Source organism: Salipiger abyssi (assembly GCF_017311415.1).
Lineage (GTDB): Bacteria > Pseudomonadota > Alphaproteobacteria > Rhodobacterales > Rhodobacteraceae > Salipiger > Salipiger abyssi_A.
Genome location: NZ_JAEKIS010000013.1, coordinates 75,118 through 97,050 on the forward strand (window position 1 = coordinate 75,118; position 21,933 = coordinate 97,050).

Below are 21,933 nucleotides of genomic sequence, written 5' to 3' on the forward strand. Positions count from 1 at the left end.
CCAAATCCCTGCCCTTCTGGCGCAGAGCCAACGTGCTGCGTGCCGCGGCGCCCGCACTTCCGCCGCTTTCCCCCTTAACACCGCTCCTCCGATCCCCTATCTGCCCCGTCATGACACAGAGATTGCATATCGTCGGCGGCGGCATGGCCGGATCCGAAGCGGCCTGGCAGGCGGCGCAGATGGGCGTGAACGTGGTGATCCACGAAATGCGCCCCAAGGTGGAGACCTTCGCCCACCGCACCGGCAAGCTGGCTGAGATGGTCTGTTCCAACTCCTTCCGCTCGGACGATCACGAACAGAACGCCGTGGGCCTGCTGCATTGGGAGATGCTGCAAGCGAACGGGCTGGTGATGCGTCAGGCCTATGCCAATCGCCTGCCCGCCGGCGGCGCGCTGGCGGTCGACCGCGAGGCGTTCTCGCAATCGGTGACGGATGCGCTGGCCGCGCATCCGGGTATCGAGGTCTCGGGCGAGGAGATCTCCGAACTGCCCGAGGACGGCCAGTGGATCTTTGCCACCGGCCCGCTGACCTCGGACGCTTTGGGGCGCGCCATCGCCGCCGAGACCGGCGCCGAGAGCCTCGCCTTCTTCGATGCCATCGCCCCCATCGTCTATGCCGAGAGCATCGACATGGATGTCGCCTGGCTGCAATCGCGCTATGACAAGGGCGAGACCGAGGAAGAGCAGAAGGCCTATATCAACTGCCCGATGACGAAGGCCCAGTACGAGGCCTTCATCGACGCCCTGCTCGCCGCCGACAAGACCGAGTTCCACGAGGGCGAAACCGCCGGCTATTTCGACGGCTGCCTGCCCATCGAGGTCATGGCCGAGCGCGGTCGCGAGACCCTGCGCCACGGCCCGATGAAGCCCGTGGGCCTCACCAATCCGCACAAGCCCGAGGAAAAGGCCTATGCGGTGGTGCAACTGCGCCGCGACAATGCGCTCGGGACGCTGTTCAATATCGTCGGCTTTCAGACCAAGATGAAATACGGTGCCCAGACGGATGTGTTCCGGATGATCCCGGGGCTGGAGAATGCCAGCTTTGCCCGGCTCGGCGGCATTCACCGCAACACCTTCCTCAACTCGCCGACGCTGCTGGATGCGCAGATGCGCCTGCGCTCGCGCCCCAATATCCGCTTTGCCGGGCAGATCACCGGGGTCGAGGGCTATGTGGAAAGCTCTGCCATGGGGCTGGCCGCCGGTCGCATGGCCGCTGCCGAGCTCCTCGGCCACCCGCTGCCGCAGATCCCGCAGGACACCGCCCATGGCGCGCTGATCCACCACATCACCGGCGGCGCCGAGGCCAAGACCTTCCAGCCGATGAACGTGAATTTCGGCCTGTTCCGCCCGGTCGAGGGGCTCAAGGGCGGGCGCCGGGGCCGGCGCGACCGCTACAAGGCCTATACCGACCGCGCCAAGGAGGCCTGGTCGGGCTGGCTGGCCACGCAGGAGGTGCCCGCATGAACTATGTGCTCGCGCTCTTCCTGCCGCCGCTATCGATCCTGCTGACGGGCCGACCGATCCTGTCGATCGTGGTCTTCGTGATCTGGATCCCGGCGATCATCTTTTCCGGCGGGCTGACACATCCGATGTTCATCCTGCTGGCCTGGGTGCTGATCTATCAATCCGGCGAGGAACGCCGCACCCGCCGTATCGAGCGCAGCTACCGCGACGAGTGATGCGCAGCCGCTTTGCGCCCTCGCCCACCGGCCCGCTGCATCTGGGCCATGCCTATTCGGCACTGCTGGCCTCGGACATGACGCGGGCGGCGGGCGGCGCATTTCTGCTGCGCATCGACGATCTTGACCAAAGCCGCGCACGCCCGGAATGGGAGGTGCAGCTCAAGGAGGATCTGCACTGGCTGGGACTCGACTGGCCAGAGCCCTGCCGGCGGGAATCCGAGCATCTCGGCGAATACGAAGCGGCGCTGGACAGGCTCTGGCAGATGGGCCTGCTCTACCCCTGCACCTGCACCCGCCGCGACATCCGCGAGGCGCTCTCTGCCCCGCAGGAAGGCGCCCCGCTCACCGGGCCGGACGGGCTGATCTATCCCGGCACCTGCCGCCCGGATACGCCGCCCGCCGGCCCGCGCCCGAAGGATGTGACTCTGCGGCTCGACATGGCGCGCGCCTGCGCAAAGCTCACGGCGCCGCTCACCTTCGCCGAAACCGGCGCCGGACCCGATGGCCAGAGCGGCACGATCTCCGCCTCGGATGACGAGATGATCCGCGACATCGGCGATGTGGTGGTGGCGCGCAAGGATATGGGCGCCTCTTATCACCTCGCTGTGGTGGTGGACGATGCGGCGCAGGCGATCACCCATGTGATCCGGGGCCGCGATCTCTTCGAGGCCACGCGCATCCACGCGCTGCTGCAACGCCTGCTGGATCTGCCCACGCCGGTCTATCACCACCACCGGCTGATCCGCGACGAGCATGGCAAGCGGCTGGCGAAACGCGACGACGCCCGCGCCATCGCGCTCTACCGATCCGAGGGCAAGAGCCCGCAGGAAATCCGCGCCATGGTCGGTCTCTGACCGGCGCGGGCGCTCACGTTCAGCGGGTCTTTTCCTTTTTCCGCGCCCAGCCGATGAACAGCCCCGCCGCGCCGATAAAGGCGGTGAAATAGCCCACGGGCATCAGCCACCAGGGCGCATCGGCAACCTGTGTCGCGTCCACCGGCGCGGTGCCGAAGACAGGACCGAGCAGCGGATAGACCGCCACGATCGCCAGGCCGAGGATGAGAACGGCGGATGAAAGTCGCATGATAGGCATGATAAACCTCCCGGGTTTCTCCAGAGGAAACGCGCCCGCGCGCGATGGTGTTCCGCCCCTCGCGCAGCCGTGAGGCCTATGCCATCGGCGTCATGATCTCGACCTCGTCGCCCTCGCGCAGCGCCGTGTAGAAACACGAGCGCCGGTTGGTGTGACAGGCCGGCCCGGTCTGGTTCACCAGCGCCAGCAGGCAATCGCGGTCGCAATCCACCCGCAGCTCGACCAGCTCCTGCACATGGCCCGAGCTCTCGCCCTTCACCCAGAAGGATTTGCGCGAGCGCGACCAGTAGGTCACCCGCCCGGTCTCCAGCGTCTTTGCCACCGACTCGGCATTCATCCAGGCCATCATCAGCACCTCGCCGGTCTCCGCCGCCTGCGCGATGCAGGGGATGAGGCCGTTCGCATCATAGACCAAAGTGGCGGGATCGAAGCTCATTGCGCAAAAACCCTTTTGCAGTCTCGAAAACGCCCCCTATCTATGGGAGACGATCCGAAAGGGAAAGCCATGTCCGCCGAGACCGACCTGATCAAGCTCTACTCCCAGCGCATCCTCGCACTGGCCGCCGATATCCCGCGCACAGGCCGGCTGGAGGCGCCCGATGCCAGCGTCAAGAAACGCTCGCCGCTTTGCGGATCGACGGTCACCGTTGATCTGCGCATGCAGGACGGCAAGGTCGCCGATTACGCGCAGGACGTGAAGGCCTGCGCGCTGGGTCAGGCCTCCGCCTCGGTGGTGGGCTCGTCGATTGTCGGCTGCACCCCCGAAGAGATCTCGGCAGCGCGCGACGCGCTGCGCGCCATGCTGAAGGAAGACGGCCCCACCCCGCCCGCACCCTTCGACGGGCTCGAAGTGCTGCGCCCGGCACAGGCCTACAAGAACCGCCACGCCTCGATCCTGCTGGCGCTCGACGCCGCCAGCGAGGCGGCGGAAGAGGCGCGTCAGGCGCAGAGCGCTTAAGCTCATATTGAGGTTTTGCGGTTTATGCCGGTGCTGCAACAGCGCAGGGCCAGCATGCAACACGATCCCTCACTTGGCGCGCCGGGCGCGGCGCGGGAACTGACCAGCCTGACCCGGGGCGCCACCGCGCTCGGGCGCGAGGTTGTCGATATCTCGGGCTTTCTCCAGGCGCTCGACGCGCGCAGCCTCAGCCAGCTCTCCACCCTGACCGAGGTCGGCAAGGCGACAGAGAATGTCGCCGCCGCCAATGCCCGGGTCTCCGCCGATATCCGCGACGTGGCGCGGGGCGCCGACGAGGCCAGCGCGCAGGTCGAGGCCTCCATCGGCACGCTGGCGCGCTCAGGCACCGCCGCGCGCGAACTGGCACGCTGGGTGAAATCGGTACATGCGGAAAACGACGCGGTCGAGGAAATGCTGGGCGCGGTGAAAACCTCCAACAGCCAGATCGCCTCCATCGCCAGCCAGGTGAACATCCTCGCCGTCAATGCCAAGATCGAGGCGGCGCGCGCCGGCGATGCCGGGCGCGGCTTCGCCATCGTCGCCGAGGCGATCAACGAGCTCAGCCAGCAGACCGGCGCGGCGGTGCAGGCGATCTCCGCCACCGTGGCGCGCATGTCCGACTGGATCGAGGCGCTGAATTCCGGTGCGCTGCACACCTCTCAGGAGGCGGAGACCGTGCTTTCGGGCGCCGAGGCCGCCGATGCCGCCTTGTCGGAGATCCGCGAGCGCATGGGCACGCTGCAAAGCGCCACCGCCCGCATCGCCATGGATATGGACCGCGCGAGCAGCGCCGTGGAGGAGCTGCGCCCCACGGTCACCGGGCTGCAAGGCTCGGTCGGCGAGGTGACGCGCGGGGTCGACGAGGCCTCGCGCCGCTGCGAGCGGCTGGTCGACGGATCAGAGGCGATCCTGCAACATGCGGTGGCCATCGGCGGCACCGGCGAGGATGCGGCGATGATCGCGCAGGTCAAGGAGCTGGCGCTCCGCGTCTCGCAAAGCTTCGAGGCGGCGCTGGAGGCGGGCCGGATCTCGGGCGCGGCGCTTTTCGACAGCGATTACAAGCCGGTGCCCGGCACCGATCCGCAGCAGGCGCTGACCGCCTTCACCACGCTCACCGACACGCTGCTGCCGCCGATCCAGGAGCCGGTACTGTCGCAGGATCCGCGCATCGTGTTCTGCGCCGCGGTCGACCGGAACGGCTATCTGCCGACGCATAACCGCAAATTCTCCCAGCCCCAGGGCAGCGATCCGGTCTGGAACGCCGCCAACAGCCGCAACCGCCGGATTTTTGACGACCGGGTCGGGCTCAAGGCCGGGCGCAACACCAGACCCTTCCTGCTTCAGGTCTATCGCCGCGACATGGGCGGCGGCAATTTCGTCATGATGAAGGATCTCTCCGCCCCGATCACCGTGCGCGGCAAGCACTGGGGCGGCTTGCGGCTCGCCTACCGGTTCTGAGCGCGGCCCCACAAGAAAAAGCCGCCGCGCTCCGGGGGAGGAGGCGGCGGCGAGTGGCGTGTCTTTTTGGGGAAACGGACCGGTGCGTGCCGCCGGGTTTCAGGCAGGCCGGGGGCACATCAGCGGGGACAGTCGCCTTGCATCGGGACAGTGATGCGGGACCGGTCCGGGAAAAGACCGCAGGCAGAAACGGAAAACCTTTCAGAAGCTGGGCAGGTGCAACGCCCCCAGAAGAATGACCACCAAAGACACGCCGCCGATCATATCCTGAAGAAGGGTGGATTCGGCGCGGGTCAGAACCTTGCGAAGCGTGTCGATCATGGTGGCATTCCCTGTCTGGCGTTTTGTTACCCTTTTGTTCTCATACGCTTTACGATCTGTAAAGAACTTTTTGAGAACATTTGAGAACAAAACAGGTTTCAGCAGAGGCGCGCGCGGCTAACCCACTGAAATCAAACGGATCGCCTCGTCCTGCCGCATCAGCCAGAGCAGCACGCGCGCCGCCTGCCCGCGCTCGCTTTGCAGCGTCGGATCCTCGGCCAGCAGCTTGCGCGCATCGCTCTGCGCCATCGCCATCAGCCCCGCCTGATGCTCCAGATCCGCCACGCGAAAGCGCGGCAGCCCCGATTGCGCCGTGCCGATCAGATCGCCGGCGCCGCGCATCTCCAGATCGACCTCGGAGATGCGGAACCCGTCCTCCGTCTCGCGCAGGGTGGTCAGGCGTTTCATACCCGCCTCGCCCAGCGGCGGCTGATACATCAGCAAACAGGTGCTTTCCGCCTCGCCCCGCCCGACGCGCCCGCGCAGCTGGTGCAGCTGCGCCAGCCCGAACCACTCGGCGCGCTCGATCACCATGATCGAGGCATTGGGCACGTTCACCCCGACCTCGATCACCGTGGTCGCCACCAGCACCTTGGTCTCGCCGGCCACAAACCGCGCCATGGCGGCATCCTTTTCGGCGGGCGGCATCTGGCCATGCACCAGCCCCACGACGCCCTCGCCCAGCACCGCGCGCAGATGCTTGAAGCGCTCCTCGGACGCCGTCAGATCGACCGCCTCGCTCTCCTCGACCAGCGGGCAGACCCAATAGGCCTGCCGCCCCTCGGCCACCGCCTTGCGCAGATGGGCAACCACCTCCTCCATGCGCTCGGAGGAGATCAGCGCGGTGCGGATCGGCTTGCGCCCGGGCGGTTTCTCGTCGAGCAGCGAGACGTCCATGTCGCCATATTGCGCCAGCGCCAGGCTGCGCGGGATCGGCGTGGCGGTCATCACCAGCACATCCGCCGCCGCCCCCTTGCGCCCCAGCTCCAGCCGCTGGCGCACGCCGAAACGGTGCTGCTCGTCGACAATCGCCAGCCGCAGATCGGCGAATTCCACATCCGCCTGAAACACCGCATGGGTGCCCACCAGGATCTGGATATCGCCGCGCACCAGCGCCGCCAGCTTGGCGCGACGCTCGGCGCCCTTGTCGCGACCGGTGAGCAGCTCCAGCACCACACCGGCGCTTTCGGCAAAGGGTTTCAGCCCGTCGAGATGCTGCCGCGCGAGGATCTCGGTCGGCGCCATCATCACCCCCTGCCCGCCGGCCTCGACCGCGATAAGCAGCGCCATGAAGGCGACCAGCGTCTTGCCGGCGCCGACATCGCCCTGCAACAGTCGGTTCATGCGCTCGGGCCTGGCCATGTCGGCGGCGATCTCGTCCATCGCCCGGGCCTGCGCGCCGGTCGGGCGAAACGGCAACGATGCCAGCACCTTGCGGCGCAGCGCCCCGTCACCCATGGTCTCCCGCCCCTTGCCCTTGCGGCGGTGCACGCGGGCCAGCGCCAGGGTCAGCTGATGCGCCATCAGCTCGTCATAGGCGAGCCGCGCCCGGGCCGGCGCCGTGGGGGTCAGATCGCCCGCGCCCTGCGGCGCATGCGCCGACGCGAGCGCCGCCCGCCAGTCGGGCCAGCCCTCGCGCGCCTTCAGCGGCCCGTCGATCCATTCCTCGAATGCCGGCGCGCGCGACAGCGCATCCGCGACCGCCCGCGTCATCAGCTTTTGCGTCACGCCATGGGTGAGCGGATAGACCGGCTCATACTCCGGCAGGGTTGCGGCCTCCTCGGGGGGCAGCATATGGTCGGGATGCACCATCTGCGCCATGCCGTCGAAAAGCTCCACCCGGCCCGAGACCAGCCGCCGCGCGCCCTCGGGCAGCAACCGCGTGAGGTAATCCTCGCGCCCGTGGAAAAACACGAGCTGAAAGCCGATCTGCGCATCCTCCACATGGATGCGGTAGGGCCGGCCGCGCTGCACCGGTTTCATGTGGCGGCCCACCGTCACCTCGACGGTCACCACCCCGGGCAGATCGGCGCCCTGCACCGTGGCGCGCGGGCGGCGGTCGATCACCGAATGCGGCAGGGTAAACAGCAGATCGCGCGGCGCGACGATCTCCAGCCCTTCGAGCGCCTGCGCGGTCTTGGGGCCCACCCCGTCGAGCGTCTTCAGCTCGGCAAAGAGCGGCCAGAGCGCCTCGGGCCGCTGGGTCATGCCCCGATCAGCGCCAGCCAGGCGTCTTCGTCCATGATCTCCACCCCCAGCTCGCGCGCCTTGGTCTCCTTCGAGCCGGCGCCCGGCCCGGCCACGACGATATCGGTCTTCTTGCTGACCGAGCCCGAGACCTTGGCCCCCAGCGCCTCGGCCCGCGCCTTGGCCTCGGCGCGGGTCATCTTTTCCAGAGACCCGGTGAAGACCACGGTCTTGCCGGCCACCGGCGAGCCCTCGGTGGCCGGGCGCTCGGCCTCCTGGATGTCGAGATGGGCGGCGAGCCGGTCGATCGAGGCGCGCTCGGCCTCCTGCCCGAAGGAGGTGACCAGCGCCACCGCCACGGTCATGCCGATGCCGTCGACGCCGACCAGATCCTCCCAGGCGGCGCGGGCCTCGGGCGCGACCTGCGGCGCCTCGGACCAGACCGCATCGCGGGTTTCCTTGATGCGGGCGCGGCGCTCTTCGGCGGCGGCGGTCTTGCGCTCGGCCTCCACCGCGGCCTCGGCCTGGCGGTGGCGCGCGGCGGCGGGGCCGGCGGCATCGACGGCGGCGATCAGCGCGTCCCAGCGCAGGTAGTGCCGTGCCAGATCGTTCGCGACCACCTCGCCCACATGGCGAATGCCGAGCGCAAAGATCACCCGGCCGAGCGCGATTTTGCGGCGCTCGTCGATTGCGTCGAACAGGTTCGCCGCGCTCTTCTCGCCCCAGCCCTCGCGGTTCTTGAGCTGCTGCATGCCGGCGCCGTAGCGCGCCTTCAGCGTGAAGATATCGGCGGGTTCCCTGATCCAGCCGTCGCGGTAGAACTGTTCCACCTGCTTGGCGCCCAGCCCCTCGATGTCGAAAGCGGCGCGCGAGACGAAATGCTTCAGCTTTTCAACCGCCTGCGCCGGGCAGATCAGCCCGCCGGTGCAGCGGCGCACGGCGTCGCCCTCCTCGCGGATCGCCTCGGAGCCGCATTCCGGGCAGATGGCGGGGAAGGTGTAGGGCTGCGCATCTTCGGGGCGTTTCGACAGGTCGACATCGGCCACTTTCGGGATCACGTCGCCGGCGCGATAGACCTGCACCCAGTCGCCGATGCGGATATCCTTGCCGTCGCGGATCGGGTTGCCGGAGGCGTCGCGCCCGGCGATGTAATCCTCGTTATGCAGCGTGGCATTGGAGACCACGACGCCGCCCACGGTGACCGGCGTCAGCCGCGCGACGGGCGAGAGCGCGCCGGTGCGACCGACCTGGATGTCGATGGCTTCGAGCCGGGTCCAGGCAAGCTCGGCGGGGAATTTATGCGCGATGGCCCAGCGGGGGGTGGTCGAGCGGAAGCCCAGCCGCGCCTGAAGCGCGAGGTCGTTCACCTTGTAGACCACGCCGTCGATATCGTAGCCGAGCGTCGCGCGCTGCGCCTCGATCTCGGCGTAATGGGAGAGCATTTCCTCCGGCCCGTCGCAGAGACGGGTCAGGTCGTTGGTCTGGAAACCGAGCGCCTGCAACCGGTCAATGGCGCCTTTCTGGGTCTCGGCCAGCGGGGCCGAGAGCTCGCCCCAGCCATAGGCGAAGAATTTCAGCGGGCGGGCGCGGGTGATCTCCGAATCGAGCTGGCGCAGGGAGCCGGCGGCGGCGTTGCGCGGATTGGCGAAGCGTTTGCCGCCCTGCGCCTCTTGCCGCTCGTTGAGCGCCGCGAAATCCTCGTGGCTCATATAGACCTCGCCGCGCACCTCCAGCAGCGCCGGGGCGCCGTCGAGCCGTTCGGGGATGTCCTCGATGGTGCGGGCATTGGCGGTGACGTTCTCGCCCTCGCTGCCATCGCCGCGCGTTGCGGCCTGCATCAGCACGCCGTCCTCATAGCGCAGCGACAGCGACAGCCCGTCGATCTTGGGCTCGGCGGTGAAAGCCAGCGCTGCGCCATCGGTGAGACCGAGATAGCGACGGATGCGGGCGTCGAACTCGCGCACCTCCCCGGCGTCGAAGGCATTGCCCAGCGACATCATGCGCTGCGCGTGGCGGACCTTGGCGAATCCCTCCGCCAGCGGCGCGCCGATCTGTTCGGAGGGGCTGTCTTCACGTTTCAGATCGGGAAAGCGCGCCTCGATCGCGGCATTGCGCCGTTTCAGCGAATCGTATTCCGCATCGCTGATCTCGGGCGCGTCCTCGGTGTGATAGGCGCGATTGGCCTGCGCCAGCAGGTCGGCGAGCCGCGCCAGCTCGTCGCGCGCCTGCGCCTCTGTCAGCGCCTCGACCGCAAGTTCCGCTATTGCCTCATCCGCCATGGAAGCGCCCCCGTATCACGCCGTCTGGGGCAAGTGATAGGGCGCGGGGGCGGCGGCGTCCAGCCGCTCAGCCGTTGGCGGCGATGGCGGGCGGCTCGTCCGAGCGCGGCTCCGGATCGCGCAGCACATAGCCGCGGCCCCAGACCGTCTCGATGTAATTTTCGTCGCCCGTCGCCTCGGAAAGTTTTTTCCGCAATTTGCAGATAAACACGTCGATGATTTTCAATTCCGGCTCGTCCATGCCGCCATAAAGGTGATTGAGGAACATTTCCTTTGTCAAAGTCGTGCCTTTCCGCAGACTTAGCAATTCCAGCATCTGATATTCCTTGCCGGTCAGATGCACCGGCTTTCCGCCCACTTCCACGGTTTTGGCATCGAGATTGACCGAGATTTTCCCGGTACGGATCACCGATTGCGAATGGCCCTTGGAGCGGCGGATGATCGCGTGAATGCGCGCCACCAGCTCGTCGCGATGGAAGGGTTTCGTCAGGTAATCGTCGGCACCGAAGCCGAAGCCCTTGATTTTATTCTCAGTATCGTCGGCGCCCGAGAGGATCAGGATGGGCGTGTTGATCCGTGACAGGCGCAGCTGTCGCAGCACCTCATGCCCATGAATATCGGGCAGGTTGAGATCGAGAAGGATCAGATCGTAGTCGTATAACCTCGCGAGATCTATGCCTTCTTCGCCGAGGTCGGTGGCATAAACATTGAGATTGGCATGCGTCAGCATCAGCTCGATGCTTTTCGATGTGGTCGGGTCGTCTTCCACCAGAAGGATGCGCATAAGCTGTTCTCCGCTTGTTCTGTCCCTTATGCCGACCCTGTCGGAAATAGGTTAATGCTTCTTTACTGTAGACAAACGCGGAGTCATTTCAATCGCAGGTTGCTTTCATCGGAAGTTAACCTTCGGTCACGCCCTGCCCCGGCGCGCGGAACCGCTGCACCAGCGTCGCCTTCAGCGCCTCCTCGCCATGGCAGGCGACGGCGCGCATCCATTCGCCCAGCTCCTCGGAGCTGAGGCCGTAGCGATCCAGCGCCTGTTTTTCAGATAACAGCCCGTAGCGCACCGCCCTGACCACCGCTGCCTTGCGCGAGGCCACCCAGCGTCGTGTTTCCGGCGGCGGCAGGTCGGCGCGGGTCATGATTGTGCCGTCCGGGAGGGTCACCGCGCGCGGGCCGTCGATTTTCTTCAAATACATTGTTCTTGTCCCAGTCGTTCCGGCTGAGACGTATTTGACCGCGCACGATTTAACGCTGTCTAAAACCGCCCCTTGAGAGTGCTTCGCATTTTCCTATATTCCGGCGGTATTCCCCAGGAGAGACCAATGCCCCTCGACGCCCAGACTCTGAACTCGCTCGGCCTGCCGAAACCGCCGTCGGAGACGCGCGTGGTCGTCGCCATGTCGGGCGGCGTCGACAGCTCGGTCGTGGCGGCAATGCTGGCCGAGGAAGGCTATGACGTGGTGGGCGTGACGCTCCAGCTCTACGATCATGGCGCGGCGCTGGCCAAGAAAGGCGCCTGCTGCGCCGGGATCGACATTCACGACGCGCGCCGCGTGGCCGAACAGATGGGCTTTCCGCATTACGTGCTGGATTACGAGAACATCTTCCGTGACGCGGTGATCGACGAGTTTGCCGAGAGCTATCTCGGCGGCGCCACGCCGGTGCCCTGCATCCGCTGCAACGAGCGGGTGAAGTTCAAGGATCTGCTGGGCACCGCCAAGGATCTCGACGCCGATTGCATGGCGACCGGCCATTACATCCAGCGCATGCTGGGCGATCACGGCGCCGAGTTGCATTCGGCGGCGGACGCCAATCGCGACCAGAGCTATTTCCTGTTCTCCACCACGCCAGAGCAGCTCGATTACCTGCGCTTCCCGCTCGGCCACCTGAAGAGCAAGGCCGAGACGCGGGCGCTGGCGGCGAAATACGGGCTGAGCGTGGCCGACAAGCCCGACAGCCAGGACATCTGTTTCGTGCCGGACGGCAATTATGCGTCGGTGATCGAAAAGCTGCGTCCGGGCGCCGCCGAGCCGGGCGAGATCGTGCATGCGGACGGGCGCGTTCTGGGCGAGCACCGGGGCGTCATCCATTACACCATCGGCCAGCGCCGCGGGCTCGGCATCGGCGGGCTGAGCGAGCCGCTCTATGTGGTCAAGCTCGATGTCGACAACAAGCGCGTGGTGGTGGGCCCGAAAGAGATGCTTGCGACCCGCAAGGTGCCGGTGCGCGAGATCAACTGGCTGGGCGACGCGCCCTTCACCTCGCAGGCGGAATGGCCGCTCTCGGTCAAGGTGCGCTCGACCCGCCCGCCCCGCGAGGCGGTGATCCGGCCGATCTCCGAGACCGAGGCAGAGGTCGAGCTGATCGTCGCCGAGGAAGGCGTGAGCCCGGGCCAGGCATGCGTGTTCTACGACCCGAACGGCAGCCGCATCTTTGGCGGCGGCTGGATCTGGCGGGGGTATTGAGCGGCGGTTGACGGGAGTGGTGGGCAGATTGCCCACCCTACGAGTGCCGGCCCAGACAGAGCCGCGCCATCGCCGGCCCGTGGGGTGGCGACCTCACCTCTGAGCTTCTCGATTTATCCCAGCCACATCCGAAAGACCTCGACACTTCGCGCTGACGTCACCAAATCGCCAGCCCGTCACGCCAAAGGCGTGCCGATTATAAACGGCGCACCTTTGGTGCGACGGGACGGGTCATGCCAGAGGCATGCCTTCAGCATGACGATGGCGCGGCGGCCTTCGGCCTTGTCCCGCGCCAGGGCAATGCTCCGCCGTAGGCAGGGCACTCTGCCTACCGTCCCCTCAGAACCCGCACTTGTCCCGCAAGAAGGCCAGCGCCACCGACAGCCCGTCGGGCGCGATGCCGTGGCCGGTGCCCTTCATGATATGGGCATAGACCTCTTTCCAACCCGCCTCCTGCAAGGCCTCCGCCGCGTCGGGCAGCGATTGCGGCGGCACCACATCGTCGGCATCGCCATGCACCAGCAGCACCGGCGGGCGGCTCACCACCTCGTCGGCCAGCAGCTCGGGCTGCAACAGGCGCCCGGAAAACCCGACCACGCCGGCAACCTCATCCTCGCGGCGCGGCGCCACATGCAGCGCCATCATCGTGCCCTGCGAAAACCCGACCAGCGCCACCTGTTCGGGCAGCAGATCCTCGTCGACCATCAGGGCGTCGAGAAAGGCATTGAGATCCTCCACCGCGCGCGCCATTCCGGATTCCTGCTCCTCCTCGGAGGAGCCGTCGAGCCAGGGGATCGGGAACCACTGATAGCCGAAGGGCGCCCCGGCGCAGCTCTCGGGCGCGTCGGGCGCCACAAAGAGCGTGTCGGGCAGATGCTCGCCCAGCGGATCGGCCAGCCCCAGAAGATCGGCCCCGTTGGCGCCATAGCCGTGCAGGAAGACCACGCAGGAGCGTTTCTCACCCGAGACGGGCTCCTTGCGGCCGGTTTGCAGAACGCGGGTCATACGATCCCCTCTCGCTGTTTCGCCACATGGTAGTAGGCCCAGAGCGCCCGTGCTGCAACCGATCTCCAGGGACTCCAGGCCTCGGCCATCTGGCGCAGCGCGCGCTCCTTGGGCCGCTCCGGCAGATCGAAGAGCAGCCGGGCGGATTCCTGCAAGGCCAGATCGCCGGGCGCAAAGACATCGGCGCGGCCGAGCGAGAACATGGCATAGATCTCGGCGGTCCAGATCCCGATGCCCTTCACCGCGACCAGCGTCTCGACCACTTCTCCCGTGGGCGCGTGGCGCAGCGCATCGAAGTCGATGCCGGCCTCGGCCAGCGCGCGGGCATAGCCGGCCTTCTGCCGCGAGAGACCGAGCGCGCGCAGCCCCTCCTCATCGGTCGCGAGAATCGCGTCGGGCGTGGTCATGCCCGCCGCCTCCAGCTTGGCCCAGATCGCCCGGGCCGAGGCGACGCTGACCTGCTGGCTGACAATGGCCGAGAGAAGCTGCCCGAACCCGTCCGGGCGCAGGCGCAGCGGCAGCGGGCCGGTGCGCTCCAACGCCCGGGCAAAGCGCGGCTCGGCCTCGGCAAGCCAGCTCGCGCCCTCGGCAACGCAGGCGTCGCCCTCGATTATGCGTCCAATCTCAGCCATCGCCCCGCCCAGTCCATTGCCTCGCGCACCGTTTCGACCCGCGCGCCCTCTGGGCGGCGCGGGCGGGCCAGCATCGCCACCGGCAGCCCCAGCGCCCGCGCGGCGGCGAGCTTTGGCCAGCCGCCGGCACCGCCCGCATTGTGGGGAATCAGCCAGCCGATTCCCAGCCGCCGGATCAGCGCCGCCTCGCCGCGCGGCGTGAACGGCCCCTGTCTCGGCAGAAAGCGTCCGCGCCGCAGCGGAAATCCGCCCATCGCCGGCGACAGGGTTCGGGCATAGACAAAGCCGTCGAAATTGCGCAGCCCGGCCAGCCGCCCGCGCCCCAGCGAGGCCAGCACCGTGGCGCCGCAAGGCACGCAGGCCGCCGCCTCGCTGGCATGGCGCAGCATCGCCCAGCGGTCGCCGCGCCCGGGGCGCCATTCCGGGCGCACCAGTTGCAGATGCGGCAGCCCCAGCGAGGCGCAGGCGTGCGCGGTGGCAAAGGCGGTGTCGTCATCGCAGGGATGCGCCGCCTCGATCACTGCGCCCACCCCCTGCGCCGCCAGCCAACCCGCCGTCACCGGCCCGTGGCTCACCGGCGCCGGCCAGGGGCGCGGCATCCGCTCGGGCGCGGAAAGCCGCACGGCGCAGCCCGGCAGGCGCGAGGCCAGCGCGCGGGCCTCGGCAGAGCCGCCGACGATCAGAACAGAGGCGTGAAAATCCTTCATCCTCTCCCTCTTAGCCGCCCTGACTGTGCGCTGCCAAACATATTCCCCCCTTGCGATAGGTCGCGCCGCATCCTACGGCTTGCCCCCATGGATACCGTTCAAGACTCCCGCGCCAAACGCAACGTCACCGTGCTGGTGGCCGCGCAGGCCCTTCTCGGCGCGCAGATGCCGATGATCTTCACCATCGGCGGGCTGGCGGGACAGTCGCTTGCCGGCAATCCCTGTTTCGCCACGCTGCCGATCTCGATGATCGTGCTGGGCTCGATGCTGGCGGCGACGCCGGTCTCGGCCTTCATGCAGCGCTTTGGCCGCCGCGCGGGATTCGCGCTCGGCACGCTGGGCGGCGCGCTTGGTGGCGCAGTGGGCGCCTGGGGGCTCTATACCGCCTCCTTCCCGATCTTCCTGCTGGGCAGCCTGCTGACCGGCATCTACATGTCGGCGCAGGGCTTTTACCGCTTTGCCGCCGCCGACACCGCGTCGGAGGCGTTCCGGCCCAAGGCGATCTCCTACGTGATGGCGGGCGGGCTGCTGGCGGCGGTGATCGGGCCGCAGCTTGTGAAACTCACGGCCAATGCCTTCGTCATCCCCTTCCTCGGCACCTATGCGGCGGTGATCGCCGTGAACCTCGTGGGCTCTGTGATGTTCCTCTTCCTCGACATCCCCAAGCCGCCGGTGCCCGCCCATGACGCCCCCAAGGGCCGCAGCCGCTGGGAGCTGCTGACCACGCCGCGCATCGCCGTGGCGGTGATCTGCGCCATGGTGAGCTATGCGCTGATGAACCTGGTGATGACCTCGACGCCGCTGGCGGTGGTGGGCTGCGGGTTCGAGACCGGCGACGCCGCCAATATCGTCACCGCGCACGTTCTGGCGATGTATGTGCCCTCCTTCTTCACCGGCCACATGATCGGTCGCTTCGGGGTGGAAAAGGTCGTCGCCCTGGGGCTCTTCATCCTTGCCTGCGCCGGTGGCGTGGCGCTGATGGGCGTCGAGCTGGAGCAGTTCTTCCTGGCGCTGGTGCTGCTGGGCATCGGCTGGAATTTCGGCTTCATCGGCGCCACCACCATGCTGGCCGGCGCGCATGAGGCGCATGAGCGCGGCCGCATGCAGGGGCTAAACGACCTGCTGGTCTTTGGCGGCGTGACCATGGCCTCGCTGGCCTCGGGCGGGCTGATGAACTGCTCAGGCGGCACCGCGCAGGAGGGCTGGACGGCGGTCAACATGGCCATGGCGCCCTTCCTGATGCTCGCCGGCGGCGCGCTGATCTGGCTGGTGCTGCGCCCGCAGGAACAGGCGGCGGAGTAACCCGCCGCCGCGCTACCGTCCCTCGAAGCTCGGCGGACGCTTTTCGAGGAAGGCCACCACGCCCTCCTTGAAATCGCGGCTCTTGCCGCATTCGCCCTGAAGCCGCGACTCGAGCTCCACCTGGGTGTCGAGATCGTTCTCGAAGGCGCCGCGCAGCGCGGTCTTGATGCGGGCATAGGTCTGGGTCGGCCCATTGGCCAGATGCGCCGCCCGGGCGCGCCACACCGCCTCGAATTCCGCATCCGGCACCGCCTCCCAGATCATCCCCCAGTCATCGGCCTGCCGCGCGCTGATGCGGTCGGCAAAGAGCGCCGCCCCCATCGCCTTGGCAAGCCCCATCTGGCGCGGCAGTGCCCAGGTGCCGCCGGCATCGGGGATAAGCCCGATACGTGCAAAGGCCTGCATGAAGAACGCGCTTTCCGTCGCGATCACCACGTCATGGGCCAGCGCCAGATTGGCCCCCGCGCCCGCCGCAGCCCCGTTCACCGCCGCGATGGTCGGCAGCGGGCAATCGACGATGGCATTCAGCATCGGCGCGTATTCGTCGCGCAGCACCCGCTCCAGGTCGATATTGGCCGCCGTCTCGCGGTCGCCGAGATCCTGACCCGAGCAGAAGGCCCGGCCTTCGCCGGTCATCACCAGCACCCGGGCCGTGCGCCCGGCCTGGCGCACCGCGTCGGCGATCTCGGCGCGCATCTGGGTATTGAGCGCGTTCATCACCTCGGGCCGGGACAGGGTGATCAGCGCCACCCCCTCCGCCTCCTCCAGTTTGATCGTGTCGTAAATCATGTCCCGCCTCGCTGTCGCATCGGGCGCATGGAACACGGAACCGACCGGTTTGGCAAAGGCAAACCCCGCCTCAGAGCCGCGCCGAAAGCGCCGCGATCAGCGCCCGCGCCTCGGGCGGCGGCGCCTGCTCGCGGCGCAGATAGACCGCACCGTCCACGGTGCGCGTCACCAGCCCGGCCTCGACCATCGACCGGCGGAGCTGCGCGGCATCGCGGAACCCGGTCAGCGCGTCGATACGGACACTGATCTGGCGCTCGCTCATCTCCTGCCGCGCGGGAAGCTGCGCCCAGAGCGGCCAGAGGCAGAGCCATTGCATCCGCGTGCGCCCGGGAAAGCGCATCAGCCGCCCCTGCCCGTCGAAATGCCGCAGCGCGCGCTCGACCCGCTTGCGATCCGCCTGAGGCGCGGGCGCATGGCTGGCACGCAGATGCTGGTAATTGCGGTAGCCCGCCGCGCGGGCGATCTGCCCCAGCATCTCCAGATGCGAAGGCGGGCTGGCGAGCCCTGCGCGCAGGCTGCGGGCGAAATGCGACAGATCGTCGATCGTCAGGGATATCACGTCACGGGTCATCAGATCCTCCGGAACCGATACCGCGCCCCTCTCGGGGTGGAGATCCGCCCTTGTCCATCGGGTATCGCCGGGGAAAGGAAAAGCGATGAAGATGCAGGTTTAGCGACTGGCGGAGACTGGGTGAACTGCCGACCCTGCCCGTGCTTTAGCAGGCTCAGCCCTGCTCGTCCAGAATCTGCCGCAGCCGCGCGCGCTCTTCGTCGGAAAGCCCTGCCTCGCTCGCCGGCGTCGCGGTGGCGCGACCGCGCAGGTAGAACCCCGCCGTGATCAGCGCCAGCACAAAGAGGATCGGCCCCGCCGCCCAGAGCAGCCAATTCCAGCCGCCGGAGGTGGGTTTCAGCAGCACGAACTCGCCATAGCGATCGACGAGATACTCGACGACCTCTTCGTTGCTGTCGCCCTCGACCAGCCGCTCGCGCACCAGAAGGCGCAGGTCGCGTGCCAGAGAGGCGTTGGAATCGTCGATATTCTCGTTCTGACAGACCAGGCAGCGCAGCCCCTTGGAGATCTCACGCGCCCGCGCCTCCAGCGCCGGATCGTCGAGCATCTCGTCGGGCTGCACGGCGGCGGCGAGATTGGCCACCAGCAGGAACGCGAGCGTCAGCAGCGCCGGGGATCTGCCCAGCCAGACAATCAGCCGTCTCATTCCGCCGGCACCCCCTGCCGCAGCTTTGCGCTCTTGCGCGCACCGGCGGCGACGCGGAACCGCCGGTCCGACAGGCTCAGCGCGCCGCCGAGCGCCATGAGGATCGCGCCCGCCCAGATCCAGTTGGCCAGCGGCTTGATATAGACCCGCATGGTCCAGCCGCCGCCCTGCTGCGCGTCACCGATCACCACATAGACATCGCGCAGGAAACGGTAGTCGATGGCGGCCTCGGTGGTGGGCATCTGCGCCACTGGATAGGTGCGTTTCTCCGGGTAGAGATGGGCGATCTCCCTGCCCTCCTCGCGCACCGCGACCTCACCCATATCCGAGATGTAGTTCGGCCCCTGCACACGTTCGACGCCCAGCAGCTCGATCTCGAAACGGTCGACCGTGAAGGGCTCGTTCAGCTGCGCGACGCGGATATCCTCCTGCTCCCAGGCCATGAGCCCGGCAATGCCGGCCATGCAGACGCCCAGCCCCGCATGCGCCACCGCCTTGCCCCAGTCGGCGCGCGGCAGGCGCAGCAGCCGGCCGAAATCGCGGCTCTTGCCGAGGCGGCTGAGGATATCGGTGAGCGACCCGGCGATCAGCCAGGTGCCGAGGAACATGCCGATCGGCCCGAGCAGACTGCGCCCGGTCTGCATCGCCCAGAACAGCCCCGCCACGGCCAGTGCCAGGACAAAGGCCGGCGCCAGCTGGCGCATCACCCGCCCCGGCTTGCCGCGCTTCCAGCTCAGCATGGCGCCGATGGGCAGGATCGCCCCCAGCACCACCATGAAGGGGGTGAAGGCCATGTTGAAGAACGGCGCCCCGACGCTCAGCTTGCGGTCGAACAGCATCTCGGCCACCAGCGGCCAGAGCGTGCCGGTGAAGACCACGAAACAGGCCACCGCCAGCAGGATATTGTTCACCACCAGCGCGGATTCGCGGCTGACGATGCCGAACACCCCCTTGGCCTGCATCACATTGGCCCGCGCCGCAAAGAGCGTCAGCGCGCCGCCGGTGAAGAAGACCAGGATCCCCAGGATGAACACGCCGCGCTCGGGATCTGTGGCAAAGGCATGCACCGAGGTCAGCACGCCCGAGCGCACGATAAAGGTGCCGATGAGCGAGAATCCGAAGGCGAGGATCGCCAGCAGCACCGTCCAGCTCTTCAGCGCCTCGCGCTTCTCCACCACGATGGCGGAATGCAGCAGGGCGGCGGCCAGCAGCCAGGGCATGAAGCTGGCGTTCTCCACCGGATCCCAGAACCAGAACCCGCCCCAGCCGAGCTCGTAATAGGCCCACCACGACCCCAGCGCGATGCCGATGGTCAGGAACACCCAGGAGAGCAGCGTCCAAGGCCGTACCCAGCGCCCCCAGGCGGCATCCACGCGGCCCTCGATCAGCGCGGCGACGGCAAAGCTGAAACAGATGCTGAGCCCGACATAGCCGAGATAGAGGAAGGGCGGGTGAAAGGCCAAACCCGGATCCTGCAGCAGCGGGTTCAGATCCTGCCCGTCGAAGGGCGGCACCGCCATGCGCAGAAACGGGTTCGAGGTGAAGAGGATAAAGGCGAAAAACGCCACCCCCACCATCGCCTGCACCCCCAGCACCCGGGCGCGCAGCGTCGGCGGCAGATTGCCCCCGAACCAGGCCGCCAGCGCCCCGAAAAGCGACAGGATCAGCACCCAGAGCAGCATGGAGCCCTCGTGATTCCCCCACACGCCCGAGATCTTGTAGAGCATCGGCTTGGCGGAATGGCTGTTCTGCACCACCACCCGCAGCGAGAAATCCGAGGTGATGAAGGCATGGGTCAGCGCCGCGAAACTGAGCGCTGTCAGCAGGAACTGCGCGGTTGCGGCGGGCTCGGCCACGGCCATCCAGCCGGGCCAGCGTTTCTGCGCGCCCACCATCGGCACCACCGCCTGCACGCAGGCGACGAGGAAGGCGAGGATCAGGGCGAAATGTCCAAGTTCGGTAACCATGCCCTTGTGTATATTGAACCGCCCCCGCCCGGCCAACGGAAATCGCGGAACGGCCCTGTTCACATTGTCGCAATCCGATATGGCGACGGGGCGGCCCTGAAACCGCCCCGCCCCTTCATCTTTCTCTCAAATACTCACAAACCGCCCCGGCGGCCGGGACCCGCGCTCAGGACCGCGCGGCGCGCCACTCCGCCAGCGCCGGATTCGGCGCCGTCTCTTCCCGCTCCTCCGGCTCCGTCTGCGCGCGCAGCGCCTCGAGCCCGCGCAACTGCCCCATGACCTCGGGCACCGCCGCCACCGTCGCCGCCATCTCGCGGCGGAACTGTTGGCCCTTGGTCTGGTGCCGCGCGCCGAAATAGAACCCCACGATGACCGCCAGCAGCCACCAGAGCGGCTCCGGCACCAGCGCGATGCCGGTCATGCGCTCGGCGAACCACACCGGATCGACCATGGCCGAAACGAAAAGCCCCAGCGTTCCCAAAGCCATGGCCGGGCGCGGCACGCGGTTGAGCGCATCCATCAACCGGTCGAAGCGCGATGGCCGCTGGCCGAGGAACTCCGCCGCGAACTGCTCCAGCGCCTTGCCCTGAAGCCCCGCCTCGCGCGCCGCCTGCGCCTCGGCGTTGACGCGGAACACCTCCGCCGTGTCGCGGAGAACAGTGCCGCCGCCGCCAAAGAGCAGCCCCATGGTGCGGTCGATCATCCCCATGCCGCCACCCGGGCGCGGAACTGCGCCTCCGTCAGATGAAAGCGCGGCGAGATGAAATCCTCGGCCCGGCGGATCCAGCCGCCCTTGCCGCCGGCGCGGGTGCGGGCGTATTTGCGGCTCGCCGGGCGGGCATCGGCCAGGGCGAAATAATAATTCCGCCGCGCGATACCATAGGCGTCGGCCAGGTGATCCGGCGCGCCGGCATAGGCGCGCGCGGCGGCGGCGATGGTCTGCGGCCCGATGGCGCCGTCAACCACCACCCGCTCGCCCATCCGGTTGAGCAGCCGTTGCAGGATCTTCACCGCATTGCCGCCGGCATTCACATACATGTCGAACACCGTGGCATGCAGCACCTCGGGCAGATCGCCGATGCGCGGGCGGTCGAAATAATGCCGGATAAAGATCTCCACCGCCTGCGCCCGGCTCAGCCGCTGCACATCCCGCGCGTCGACATCGCCGTCCCCATCCAGATCCAGCCCCAGCCGGCGCATGGTGTGGATCGTCACCCCGTATTTCGTCGCCCCGCCGGGATCGTCGGGGTCGTTCACATAGCCGCCCTCGCGGGCGAGGATCTCTTCGGCGATCCGCCGTACCTCTGTTTCTGCGGTCATCTCTGGTCTCTCGCGCCTCTTTGCCTCAGGGTCGGGGGACAGCCCCCTTCCCGAAGCTCGCCAGAAACTGGTTAACCAAGCTTCAGACCACCGCACGGAGACCGCCATGACCCCGCCCCTCACCGCCGAGGAGATCATCACCCTGCTGGAGCTTTCGCCGCATCCCGAGGGCGGGTATTACCGGCAGACCTGGGTGGCCGAGGCGCCCGAGGGCGCGCGGCCGGCGGGGACCTGCATCTATTTCCTGCTGAAGGCGGGTGAGCGCAGCCACTGGCACCGGGTGGATGCCGCCGAAATCTGGCTCTGGCATGCCGGCGCGCCGCTGGTGCTGTCGATGGCGCCGGACGCGGACGGCCCGCGCCGCGACCTGATGCTCGGCCCCGATCTGGCAAGCGGCGCGCGGCCGCAGCTCGTGGTACCGGTCCATCACTGGCAGGCGGCGCGCAGCACCGGCGAGTGGACGCTAGTGAGCTGCACTGTCTCGCCGGGCTTCCGCTTTGACGGTTTCACCCTTGCCGAGCCGGGTTTCGACATTTCGTGAAACCCCGTA

23 protein-coding genes are annotated in these 21,933 nt (G+C 67.7%); 8 read left to right on the forward strand and 15 right to left on the reverse strand.

The genetic code is table 11. The features are described 5' to 3' along the window. Window positions 1-110 precede the first annotated feature (110 nt). From trmFO to gluQRS, 3 genes are read left to right on the forward strand one after another with little or no spacing between them, the layout of a single operon-like run. Window positions 111-1,463, forward strand: coding sequence for a methylenetetrahydrofolate--tRNA-(uracil(54)-C(5))-methyltransferase (FADH(2)-oxidizing) TrmFO (trmFO, locus tag I6N89_RS17240; protein WP_207019762.1), 1,353 nt, complete (start codon window positions 111-113; stop codon window positions 1,461-1,463). Further along, entirely contained in the window at window positions 1,460-1,678 is a 219-nt protein-coding gene (locus tag I6N89_RS17245) for a hypothetical protein (RefSeq protein WP_076703748.1), read from the forward strand. The genes trmFO and I6N89_RS17245 overlap by 4 nt, the downstream gene beginning before the upstream one ends. Further along, window positions 1,678-2,535: a tRNA glutamyl-Q(34) synthetase GluQRS gene (gene gluQRS / locus I6N89_RS17250; RefSeq protein WP_207019763.1), complete on the forward strand. Its 858-nt coding sequence runs from the start codon at window positions 1,678-1,680 to the stop codon at window positions 2,533-2,535. Before I6N89_RS17245 ends, gluQRS begins: the two co-directional genes overlap by 1 nt. Window positions 2,536-2,554: 19 nt before the next feature. On the opposite strand, the gene I6N89_RS17255 is transcribed toward gluQRS, so the two are convergent. Then, complete coding sequence (locus I6N89_RS17255; RefSeq protein ID WP_207019766.1) at window positions 2,555-2,773, reverse strand: hypothetical protein; 219 nt, start codon at window positions 2,771-2,773, stop codon at window positions 2,555-2,557. Window positions 2,774-2,849: 76 nt separating this feature from the next. Continuing rightward, window positions 2,850-3,209: a phosphoribosyl-AMP cyclohydrolase gene (hisI, locus tag I6N89_RS17260; protein WP_207019767.1), complete on the reverse strand. Its 360-nt coding sequence runs from the start codon at window positions 3,207-3,209 to the stop codon at window positions 2,850-2,852. Between the two features lie 69 nt (window positions 3,210-3,278). Between hisI and I6N89_RS17265 the strand changes: the two genes are divergently transcribed. Continuing rightward, window positions 3,279-3,731: an iron-sulfur cluster assembly scaffold protein gene (locus I6N89_RS17265; RefSeq protein WP_207019768.1), complete on the forward strand. Its 453-nt coding sequence runs from the start codon at window positions 3,279-3,281 to the stop codon at window positions 3,729-3,731. Between the two features lie 54 nt (window positions 3,732-3,785). Continuing rightward, window positions 3,786-5,189 (forward strand): methyl-accepting chemotaxis protein, encoded by a 1,404-nt coding sequence (locus I6N89_RS17270; protein WP_207019769.1) that lies wholly within the window; start codon window positions 3,786-3,788, stop codon window positions 5,187-5,189. 438 nt (window positions 5,190-5,627) lie between these two features. On the opposite strand, the gene recG is transcribed toward I6N89_RS17270, so the two are convergent. From recG to I6N89_RS17290, 4 genes are all read right to left on the reverse strand, one after another. Further along, window positions 5,628-7,718, reverse strand: coding sequence for an ATP-dependent DNA helicase RecG (recG, locus tag I6N89_RS17275; protein WP_207019770.1), 2,091 nt, complete (start codon window positions 7,716-7,718; stop codon window positions 5,628-5,630). After that, window positions 7,715-9,976, reverse strand: a complete 2,262-nt coding sequence (gene ligA, locus I6N89_RS17280) for an NAD-dependent DNA ligase LigA (protein WP_207019771.1) — start codon at window positions 9,974-9,976, stop codon at window positions 7,715-7,717. The genes recG and ligA overlap by 4 nt, the downstream gene beginning before the upstream one ends. A gap of 67 nt (window positions 9,977-10,043) precedes the next feature. Next, window positions 10,044-10,760, reverse strand: coding sequence for a response regulator transcription factor CtrA (ctrA, locus tag I6N89_RS17285; RefSeq protein ID WP_076703734.1), 717 nt, complete (start codon window positions 10,758-10,760; stop codon window positions 10,044-10,046). Between the two features lie 115 nt (window positions 10,761-10,875). Beyond that, window positions 10,876-11,175 carry a DUF1153 domain-containing protein gene (locus I6N89_RS17290; RefSeq protein ID WP_207019772.1) on the reverse strand — a complete coding sequence of 100 codons (300 nt, stop codon included), beginning with the start codon at window positions 11,173-11,175 and terminating at the stop codon, window positions 10,876-10,878. Between the two features lie 126 nt (window positions 11,176-11,301). On the opposite strand from I6N89_RS17290, the gene mnmA reads away from it, so the two are divergent. Beyond that, complete coding sequence (gene mnmA, locus I6N89_RS17295) at window positions 11,302-12,444, forward strand: tRNA 2-thiouridine(34) synthase MnmA (protein ID WP_207019773.1); 1,143 nt, start codon at window positions 11,302-11,304, stop codon at window positions 12,442-12,444. Window positions 12,445-12,783: 339 nt separating this feature from the next. On the opposite strand, the gene I6N89_RS17300 is transcribed toward mnmA, so the two are convergent. The 3 genes from I6N89_RS17300 to I6N89_RS17310 are packed head-to-tail and all read right to left on the reverse strand — an operon-like array spanning window position 12,784 to window position 14,788. Then, window positions 12,784-13,449 carry an alpha/beta hydrolase gene (locus I6N89_RS17300; protein WP_207019774.1) on the reverse strand — a complete coding sequence of 222 codons (666 nt, stop codon included), beginning with the start codon at window positions 13,447-13,449 and terminating at the stop codon, window positions 12,784-12,786. Further along, on the reverse strand, window positions 13,446-14,081 hold the full coding sequence (locus I6N89_RS17305) for a DNA-3-methyladenine glycosylase family protein (protein ID WP_207019775.1): 636 nt from the start codon (window positions 14,079-14,081) through the stop codon (window positions 13,446-13,448). The genes I6N89_RS17300 and I6N89_RS17305 overlap by 4 nt, the downstream gene beginning before the upstream one ends. Continuing rightward, complete coding sequence (locus I6N89_RS17310; protein ID WP_207019776.1) at window positions 14,060-14,788, reverse strand: precorrin-6A/cobalt-precorrin-6A reductase; 729 nt, start codon at window positions 14,786-14,788, stop codon at window positions 14,060-14,062. The genes I6N89_RS17305 and I6N89_RS17310 overlap by 22 nt, the downstream gene beginning before the upstream one ends. A gap of 87 nt (window positions 14,789-14,875) precedes the next feature. On the opposite strand from I6N89_RS17310, the gene I6N89_RS17315 reads away from it, so the two are divergent. After that, on the forward strand, window positions 14,876-16,090 hold the full coding sequence (locus tag I6N89_RS17315) for an MFS transporter (protein WP_207019777.1): 1,215 nt from the start codon (window positions 14,876-14,878) through the stop codon (window positions 16,088-16,090). A 12-nt stretch (window positions 16,091-16,102) separates the two neighbouring features. Here the strand turns inward: I6N89_RS17315 and I6N89_RS17320 are convergent, their stop codons facing one another. The 6 genes from I6N89_RS17320 to I6N89_RS17345 form a co-directional block, all read right to left on the reverse strand. After that, on the reverse strand, window positions 16,103-16,879 hold the full coding sequence (locus I6N89_RS17320; RefSeq protein WP_076703721.1) for an enoyl-CoA hydratase-related protein: 777 nt from the start codon (window positions 16,877-16,879) through the stop codon (window positions 16,103-16,105). A gap of 70 nt (window positions 16,880-16,949) precedes the next feature. Continuing rightward, entirely contained in the window at window positions 16,950-17,450 is a 501-nt protein-coding gene (locus I6N89_RS17325) for a DUF2087 domain-containing protein (RefSeq protein WP_207019778.1), read from the reverse strand. 154 nt (window positions 17,451-17,604) lie between these two features. After that, window positions 17,605-18,096, reverse strand: coding sequence for a cytochrome c-type biogenesis protein (locus I6N89_RS17330; protein WP_076703717.1), 492 nt, complete (start codon window positions 18,094-18,096; stop codon window positions 17,605-17,607). After that, window positions 18,093-20,063 (reverse strand): heme lyase CcmF/NrfE family subunit, encoded by a 1,971-nt coding sequence (locus tag I6N89_RS17335; RefSeq protein WP_207019779.1) that lies wholly within the window; start codon window positions 20,061-20,063, stop codon window positions 18,093-18,095. The genes I6N89_RS17330 and I6N89_RS17335 overlap by 4 nt, the downstream gene beginning before the upstream one ends. A gap of 166 nt (window positions 20,064-20,229) precedes the next feature. Further along, complete coding sequence (locus I6N89_RS17340; protein WP_207019780.1) at window positions 20,230-20,772, reverse strand: holin family protein; 543 nt, start codon at window positions 20,770-20,772, stop codon at window positions 20,230-20,232. Continuing rightward, on the reverse strand, window positions 20,763-21,383 hold the full coding sequence (locus I6N89_RS17345) for a holin-associated N-acetylmuramidase (RefSeq protein WP_207019781.1): 621 nt from the start codon (window positions 21,381-21,383) through the stop codon (window positions 20,763-20,765). Before I6N89_RS17345 ends, I6N89_RS17340 begins: the two co-directional genes overlap by 10 nt. A gap of 106 nt (window positions 21,384-21,489) precedes the next feature. Here I6N89_RS17345 and I6N89_RS17350 point away from each other — a divergent pair, with 106 nt between their 5' ends. Beyond that, window positions 21,490-21,924, forward strand: coding sequence for a cupin domain-containing protein (locus I6N89_RS17350; protein ID WP_207019782.1), 435 nt, complete (start codon window positions 21,490-21,492; stop codon window positions 21,922-21,924). The last annotated feature ends 9 nt before the right edge of the window (window positions 21,925-21,933 follow it).

Excerpts from the sequence above, each read along its gene's own strand:
- I6N89_RS17350 (WP_207019782.1), top strand. The coding sequence starts at position 21,490 with ATGACCCCGCCCCTCACCGCCGAGGAGATCATCACCCTGCTGGAGCTT.
- I6N89_RS17315 (WP_207019777.1), top strand. The coding sequence starts at position 14,876 with ATGGATACCGTTCAAGACTCCCGCGCCAAACGCAACGTCACCGTGCTG.
- I6N89_RS17290 (WP_207019772.1), bottom strand. The coding sequence starts at position 11,175 with ATGTATTTGAAGAAAATCGACGGCCCGCGCGCGGTGACCCTCCCGGAC.
- trmFO (WP_207019762.1), top strand. The coding sequence starts at position 111 with ATGACACAGAGATTGCATATCGTCGGCGGCGGCATGGCCGGATCCGAA.
- I6N89_RS17300 (WP_207019774.1), bottom strand. The coding sequence starts at position 13,449 with ATGACCCGCGTTCTGCAAACCGGCCGCAAGGAGCCCGTCTCGGGTGAG.
- I6N89_RS17255 (WP_207019766.1), bottom strand. The coding sequence starts at position 2,773 with ATGCCTATCATGCGACTTTCATCCGCCGTTCTCATCCTCGGCCTGGCG.
- hisI (WP_207019767.1), bottom strand. The coding sequence starts at position 3,209 with ATGAGCTTCGATCCCGCCACTTTGGTCTATGATGCGAACGGCCTCATC.
- I6N89_RS17320 (WP_076703721.1), bottom strand. The coding sequence starts at position 16,879 with ATGATTTACGACACGATCAAACTGGAGGAGGCGGAGGGGGTGGCGCTG.
- I6N89_RS17330 (WP_076703717.1), bottom strand. The coding sequence starts at position 18,096 with ATGAGACGGCTGATTGTCTGGCTGGGCAGATCCCCGGCGCTGCTGACG.
- I6N89_RS17245 (WP_076703748.1), top strand. The coding sequence starts at position 1,460 with ATGAACTATGTGCTCGCGCTCTTCCTGCCGCCGCTATCGATCCTGCTG.
- I6N89_RS17345 (WP_207019781.1), bottom strand. The coding sequence starts at position 21,383 with ATGACCGCAGAAACAGAGGTACGGCGGATCGCCGAAGAGATCCTCGCC.
- gluQRS (WP_207019763.1), top strand. The coding sequence starts at position 1,678 with ATGCGCAGCCGCTTTGCGCCCTCGCCCACCGGCCCGCTGCATCTGGGC.
- recG (WP_207019770.1), bottom strand. The coding sequence starts at position 7,718 with ATGACCCAGCGGCCCGAGGCGCTCTGGCCGCTCTTTGCCGAGCTGAAG.
- I6N89_RS17305 (WP_207019775.1), bottom strand. The coding sequence starts at position 14,081 with ATGGCTGAGATTGGACGCATAATCGAGGGCGACGCCTGCGTTGCCGAG.
- I6N89_RS17325 (WP_207019778.1), bottom strand. The coding sequence starts at position 17,450 with ATGACCCGTGACGTGATATCCCTGACGATCGACGATCTGTCGCATTTC.
- I6N89_RS17265 (WP_207019768.1), top strand. The coding sequence starts at position 3,279 with ATGTCCGCCGAGACCGACCTGATCAAGCTCTACTCCCAGCGCATCCTC.
- I6N89_RS17270 (WP_207019769.1), top strand. The coding sequence starts at position 3,786 with ATGCAACACGATCCCTCACTTGGCGCGCCGGGCGCGGCGCGGGAACTG.
- mnmA (WP_207019773.1), top strand. The coding sequence starts at position 11,302 with ATGCCCCTCGACGCCCAGACTCTGAACTCGCTCGGCCTGCCGAAACCG.
- I6N89_RS17335 (WP_207019779.1), bottom strand. The coding sequence starts at position 20,063 with ATGGTTACCGAACTTGGACATTTCGCCCTGATCCTCGCCTTCCTCGTC.
- ligA (WP_207019771.1), bottom strand. The coding sequence starts at position 9,976 with ATGGCGGATGAGGCAATAGCGGAACTTGCGGTCGAGGCGCTGACAGAG.
- I6N89_RS17340 (WP_207019780.1), bottom strand. The coding sequence starts at position 20,772 with ATGGGGATGATCGACCGCACCATGGGGCTGCTCTTTGGCGGCGGCGGC.
- ctrA (WP_076703734.1), bottom strand. The coding sequence starts at position 10,760 with ATGCGCATCCTTCTGGTGGAAGACGACCCGACCACATCGAAAAGCATC.
- I6N89_RS17310 (WP_207019776.1), bottom strand. The coding sequence starts at position 14,788 with ATGAAGGATTTTCACGCCTCTGTTCTGATCGTCGGCGGCTCTGCCGAG.